This window comes from bacterium, assembly GCA_035295165.1.
Taxonomy (GTDB): domain Bacteria; phylum Sysuimicrobiota; class Sysuimicrobiia; order Sysuimicrobiales; family Segetimicrobiaceae; genus JAJPIA01.
This window is the reverse complement of the sequence record DATGJN010000078.1, coordinates 21,769-28,064: the sequence shown is the minus strand read 5'-3', so window position 1 is coordinate 28,064 and position 6,296 is coordinate 21,769. Positions and strand designations below refer to the sequence as shown.

At 68.3% G+C, this 6,296-nt stretch carries 6 protein-coding genes; all 6 read left to right on the top strand.

The features are described 5' to 3' along the window. A partial coding sequence (locus VKZ50_12415; GenBank protein ID HLJ60523.1) for a Xaa-Pro peptidase family protein occupies window positions 1-1,122 on the top strand: 1,122 nt, incomplete at its 5' end. Between the two features lie 120 nt (window positions 1,123-1,242). Continuing rightward, window positions 1,243-2,388, top strand: coding sequence for an ABC transporter substrate-binding protein (locus VKZ50_12410; GenBank protein HLJ60522.1), 1,146 nt, complete (start codon window positions 1,243-1,245; stop codon window positions 2,386-2,388). 27 nt (window positions 2,389-2,415) lie between these two features. After that, complete coding sequence (locus tag VKZ50_12405) at window positions 2,416-3,531, top strand: ABC transporter ATP-binding protein (protein ID HLJ60521.1); 1,116 nt, start codon at window positions 2,416-2,418, stop codon at window positions 3,529-3,531. Beyond that, complete coding sequence (locus tag VKZ50_12400; protein ID HLJ60520.1) at window positions 3,528-4,424, top strand: ABC transporter permease; 897 nt, start codon at window positions 3,528-3,530, stop codon at window positions 4,422-4,424. Before VKZ50_12405 ends, VKZ50_12400 begins: the two co-directional genes overlap by 4 nt. After that, a complete protein-coding gene (locus VKZ50_12395; GenBank protein HLJ60519.1) occupies window positions 4,421-5,233 on the top strand; it encodes an ABC transporter permease in 813 nt (270 codons plus the stop codon). Before VKZ50_12400 ends, VKZ50_12395 begins: the two co-directional genes overlap by 4 nt. A 31-nt stretch (window positions 5,234-5,264) precedes the next feature. After that, window positions 5,265-6,254 carry a succinylglutamate desuccinylase/aspartoacylase family protein gene (locus VKZ50_12390; protein HLJ60518.1) on the top strand — a complete coding sequence of 330 codons (990 nt, stop codon included), beginning with the start codon at window positions 5,265-5,267 and terminating at the stop codon, window positions 6,252-6,254. The last annotated feature ends 42 nt before the right edge of the window (window positions 6,255-6,296 follow it).

Below are 6,296 nucleotides of genomic sequence, written 5' to 3'. Positions count from 1 at the left end.
CCCGAGAACGTGACGTACTTCACCGGCCTCCTGGTCCCGAGCCCGTACCTGCGCCGGGAGGTGCAGGTCTTCGCCGTGCTGACGCCCGACCCACAAGCAGATCCGATCCTCGTGATGCCGGCGAGTTTCCTCGCCTTTCTCGTCGACGAACCGCCCGGTACGGGGACCGTCCGGGTGTACGGGGATCCACACACCGTCCTGCCGGGCTCGGACGCCATCTTGGAGGAGCGGGAGGCACGCCTGCTCGCGCTCATCCGGTCCACCCCACGCTTTGCCAGCGCACAAGACGCGCTTCTGTCCGCCTGCGCGGACGCGCGCCTCGGGCGGGGTCGCCTTGGCCTCGACGGAACCGGCCTGTCGCCCCAGACGTGGGAGGCGATCCACGAACGCCTCCCGGACGCACGGATCGTCGAGGGGGCGGCGCTGCTCAGGCGCATCCGCGCGGTCAAGACGCCGGCGGAGGTAGCGCGTCTGCGGCGAAGCGCCGAGATCATCGAAACCGCGCAGGACGCGATGTTCTCTTCCGTGAGGGAGGGCGTGACGGAACGCATCCTCTCCGAGATCATCGAGCGCCGAGTCTGGACCGAAGGCGGGCGGCCAGCGTTCTCATACCTCGGCCTCGGCGTCCGCGGCGGGGCCCTCCGTCCCGCGTGCGACTCCCCCGCTCGAGGCGGGGACCTCGTCCGGACCGAGATGGGATGCACCCATTTCCAATACTGGTCCGACACGGGCCGGACGGCGGTCGTCGGCGCCCCATCGGAGCGCCAGCGCCGCTGCTTCGACGCGCTGGCAGCCGGGCATCGGGCGGCGCTGGACGCGCTGCGGCGCGGCACCCCGGTCGGCGACGTCTTTGCTGCGGCGATCCGCGCGGTGCGACGGTCCGGGATCCCAGAGTACCATCGAACCCACTGCGGACACGGGATCGGCCTGCAACTCTACGACGCGCCGCTCGTGGCGCCGTCCGACGACACCATCCTCGAACCCGGGATGGTCGTCAACGTCGAGGTCCCGTACTATGAACTGGGGTTCGGCGGCATGCAGATCGAGGACACCGCCGTTGTGACGGACGCGGCGCCGGTCCTCCTCACCAGGGCCGCCCGGGAACTGCGCGTGTTGTCGTGAAATCGATACAGCGGGAGCGGAGTGCGCGAAGGCAAGCGCGTGTCGGAGGAACGAACCGCGAGGACTGTGGGGAAATCGCGGCAGGAACGAAAGTCACATAGCCACGAAAGGGGGAGGTCTATGAACGGACGACCGCATCAGAGGATCACGCGACGGGAACTCCTGCGCCAGGGGGGCGCGGCGGGCGCCGCGCTCGGCATCGGTGCGCTCGGCGGCATCACGCTCGGGGCCCCCGGCGCCGCGGACGCTGCGGTCGCCGGCGGCCGCAAGGTTCAGGTCACCGAGTTCATCTGGATCGGCGGCGGCCAGGGCGTCGTGCCGCGCGAGGTCAAGGCCTCCTTCGAGAAGGCCAACCCGAACGTCAGCATCGAGCTCTACGAGGGCACGAACGCGGTAGCGTATCCGAAGATGGTCGCCCAGCGCCAGGTCGATCCCAACAAGCCCCTGATCAACTTCGGATTCTTCAACGTCGACGCCCAGACCAAGGGCGAGAAGGACGGTATGTGGCTCGGCCTCGATCCGGCGAAGGTGCCGAACATGGCCAACGTCTACCCCAGCTATCATCGCCCGAACAACACCGGCATCGGCTGGGGGTTCAGCGCCGTCGGCATCCTGTACAACAAGAAGCTCGTCAAGGAACCGCCGACGAGCTGGAACGACATCTTCGCTCCCCGATTCAAGGGGAAGGTCATGCTGTTTGACTACGCGTGGGGGTTCAACGGCCTGCTCGCGGTGGCGCACGCGAACGGCGGGGATGCCAAGCACATCGACGTCGCGTTTGAAAAGTTCAGCAAGGCCGCGCAAAACGGCCAGTTCCTCGCGCTGTTCACCACCAACGAGCAGGTCAAGGACGCGCTGGCCCGCGGGGAGGCCCTCATCGCCCCCTACTTCACCAGCTTCGCGATCACCTGGAATCAGGAGAGCCCGAACAACGCCGGGCCGTTCGCCTACGCCATCCCCAAGGAGGGCGTCGTCGCCTTCACCTACTACTTCAACGCCGTGAAGGGCTCGACGCCGGACCAGATCGACGTGGCCTCCAGCGTGATCAACACGTACCTCTCCAAGCCGACGATCGAGCGCTACTGCAATCTCACCGCGACGATCCCCGCCGTGAAGGGCGTGTCCCTCAAGCCGGATCTGCAGAAGGAGCCGGTGTTCCAATCCAGCGTCATCGAGAAGGCCATCCAGCCGGATTGGGCGACGACCAACGCACAGAACGACGCGTGGAAGCAGCGATGGGACCGTGAGGTGAAAGCGAAGATGTAGTTCGGCGTGGCGCACCGGGACGTGGAGATGGGAACAACGGGACGGGCAGAGGCGTCCGCGACGCCGGCGGTCGAGCTGCAGCAGGTCCACAAGCGGTTCGGCCAGGTGCACGCGGTCCGCGGAGTCTCGCTCCGCATCCGCGAGAACGAGTTCTTCTCCCTGCTCGGCCCGAGCGGCTGCGGCAAGACGACCGTACTGCGCATGATCAGCGGATTCGAGGTCCCGACGGAGGGCAGTCTGTACCTCCAGGGGCGGCTCGCCAACACGATCCCTCCGTACCGCCGCGATACGAACCTGATCTTCCAGCACCTCGCGCTGTTCCCGCACCTCGACGTCTACGACAACATCGCCTTCGGCCTCCGCCTGCGGCGGCTGCCGCGAGACGAGATCGCCCGCAAGGTCCGCGCCAGCCTGGACCTCGTGGATCTCGCCGGATACGAGTCGCGCCGGATCCACCAGCTCAGCGGAGGGCAAAAGCAGCGCATCGCGATCGCCCGCGCGCTCATCAACCAACCCGCGGTGCTCCTCCTCGATGAGCCCCTGGGCGCCCTCGACCTCAGGCTCCGCATGCAGATGCAGGTCGAGCTCAAGGAGATCCAACACCGCGTCGGCACCACGTTCATCTACGTGACGCATGACCAGACCGAGGCCATGACCATGTCCGATCGGATCGCCGTGATGAACCACGGGGTCGTCGAGCAGATCGGGACCGGCCGCGACGTCTACGAACGGCCGCGCACGCGGTTCGTGGCGACGTTTCTCGGGGACAGCAATCTGATCGACGCGAGGGTCGAACGGCGCGAGCCGGAGCAGACCGTGCTCCGGGCGGGCGACCAGCGGTTGGTGGCGCCGGCCGATCACGCGGCGGGGCCGGGCGCCGCCGTCACGCTGTGCGTGCGCCCGGAGCGACTCCGCCTCGTCACCCCCATCGACGCCCCTGCGCCCGCCGGATACGAGAACCGGGTGCCGGCCCGCGTTCACGACGTCATCTTCAAGGGTGCGTTCATCGAATACCGGCTCACCACGGGGTCCGGCGCCTCCATGATCGCGCAGGCCCATGCGAACGGAAGCCCGGCGATCGCACGCGAGGGGGCCGTCGCGGCCACGTGGCGGAGGGACGACGGCGTGGTCTTAACGGAATGAACGCCCGGGGGGGCCTCCGGCCGCCCCGCGCCCCGCGCGCGCAGGCGTTGGTGTTGCCGGGGCTCCTGGGGCCCGCGGTCGTGTTCATCGTAGGCGTGCTGCTCACGGCGCTCGGCATCCTGCTGGTCAACAGCGCGTACCATTTCACCGGCACCCAGGTCCAGCCGCGGGTGACGTTCGAGGCGTACCGACACTTCTTCACCGACCCGTTCTACGCCAGCGTCCTCTGGCAGGAAGTCCGTCTCGCCGTGGTGACCACGGGCATCTGCCTCCTCGTCGGCTATCCGGTCGCGTACGCCATCACCAAGATCCGGCGGCCCAACTGGGTCATCGCGGCGTACATCCTGATCTTCTCGCCGCTGCTGACGAGCAGCATCGTCCGGGCGTACGGCTGGCTCGTGATCCTCGCGCGGGGCGGGCTGGTCAACTGGGCCCTGGCGGAGGCGCACCTGGTCGGCTCGCCGGTCCGCCTCGTCTTCAACTTCACCGGGGTCACCATCGCGCTCGTGCACGTCCTCCTGCCGTTCACGGTGTTCCCGATTCTGAGCGTGCTCCTGCGCACGGATCCGACGCTTCGCGAGGCCGCAGCCGATCTTGGCGCCACCCGGCTCCAGACGTTCCTGCGGGTCACGTGGCCGCTGTCGTTCCCGGGGCTGTACGCGGCGGCGCAGCTCACGTTCGTGCTCGCGATGAACGCGTACGTCACGCCGCAGCTCCTCGGCGGCGGCCGCGTACAGGTCCTCCCGCTCCTGATCTTCGAGAATATCTCCGACCTCAACTGGCCGCTGGCGGCGGTGGAGGCGATCGCGCTCATCGCGCTCGTCTGGACGACAATGTTCGTCTCCAACCTCCTCTTCCGCCGTCGCCTCGCCGCGATCGGGGATCGCGAGTGAGCGGGTCGCGCGACCCGATCACGATCGCCCTGTGGGCGTTCCTCGGCCTGGTCGGGCTGTACATGCTCGCGCCCCTGATCTTCGTGACGATCGACTCGTTCAACCCGTCCACGTACGGGACGTTTCCCCTCGCGGGCGTGACCCTGCACTGGTATCAGAACGTGCTCCAGGTGCCGGAGTTTCGGTCCGGGCTTGTGAACTCGCTCATCGTCGCATCCGGCGCCACGGTGGTGGCCGTGGCGCTGGGCACCCTCGCCGCCTACGGCCTGGCGCGGTACCGGTTCCGCCAGCGCGAGTTGGTACGGTCGTTCCTGCTCCTGCCCATCATCGTGCCGGCGATCGTCTTCGGCGCGGCGCTCTTCCTGCTCTACATCCGAGTCGGGTTGTACGGCACGCGCACCGGGCTCGTGCTCGGACACGCGCTGCTGGGGCTGCCGTTCGTGATGTCCATCACCACCGCCAGCCTGCAGACGCTCGGCCGCGAATATGAAGAAGCCGCGATGGACCTCGGGGCGAACCCCCTCGTGACGTTCTTCAAGGTCACGATCCCGTCGATCCGCCCTGGCCTCGTCGTGAGCGCGCTGTTTGCGTTCGTGACGTCCTGGGACCAAGTTGAGGTGTCCTTGTTCATCACGCGGCCGCGCAACAACACGCTGCCGATCGCCATGTTCAACTACGAGCAGAACTACCAGGACCCCACGCTCGCCGCGATCTCGGCGATCCTCATCGGGTTTGCGGTCGTGCTGGTGCTGGTGGCGGTCTCGATCCTCAAGTCGCAGGAGTACCGGAAGCTGGTCGAACGCGAGTAACGAGACCATCCAGCGGGAGGGAGACGGGCAGATGGCGGACAGATTTCAGATGGGCACGGCGCGCGTCGAGACGGGCAGCCTCGGGACCGGCTACATCGAGAGCGCGTACCTGCGCGACGGCACGCGCGTCCGGATTCCCCTCGTCATCGTCCACGGCGCGGAACCGGGACCGGTGCTGTGGGTGGGATCTACGATCCACGGCGACGAAATCCCCGGGTGCGAGGTCATCAGGCGCGTCACGCGCGAACGGCTCGACCCGCGGGCGCTCCGCGGGACGTTGGTCTGCGCCCCGGTCTCGCACCCCGTGGCGTTCCTCACCTCCACCCGTCTGACGCTCCACGACGGCGTCAACATCAACCGCGTGTTCCCGGGCGATCCGAAGGGCACCATCACCCAGCGGATCGCGTACGACCTCTTTCACCAGGGCGCCGTGCGGGCCGACGCGGTCATCGACATCCACTCGAACGCGATCGGCGCGGTGAGTTTCAACATCGTCCGCACGGGCGGCGCGGGACCGGCGTGGGACGCGCAGTGGACGCTCGCCGACGCGTTCGGCATCAGCGTCGCGGTCGGCCCCGTCGGGCAACTCGGGCTCGCCGGCACGCTGCAGGACGCGGCGATCGAGCGCGGCAAGCCGGCGTTGACCGTGGAACTCTCCGGCGGCTACACCTGGGAGGAACCGTCCGTCCGCGCTGGGGTCACCGGCGTGCTGAACGTGATGAAGGCCCTCCGCATGCTCGACGGAGCGCCGGAGCCGCAGACGGAGGTGCAGATTCTCCCGGGGCGGCTCACGAACCGTCACTACCTCGTCTGCGACAGAGGCGGGCTCGTCCGGCCGCTCAGGCCGCTCGGCTCGAAGGTCAAGGCCGGCGAGGCGGTGGCCGTGCTCTACGACGTCTTCGGCGAGGCGGTGGAAACGGCGTCGAGCCCGATCGACGGGTGGGTCATCACCTACCCCCTCCACGGCGACCGGACCGCGGTGAGCGGCGACATCGTGGCGTTCGTGTTCGGGACGGCGTAGCGGGCGGCACGCGTCCCGCCCGACGATGCCGTGCGCCCGCAC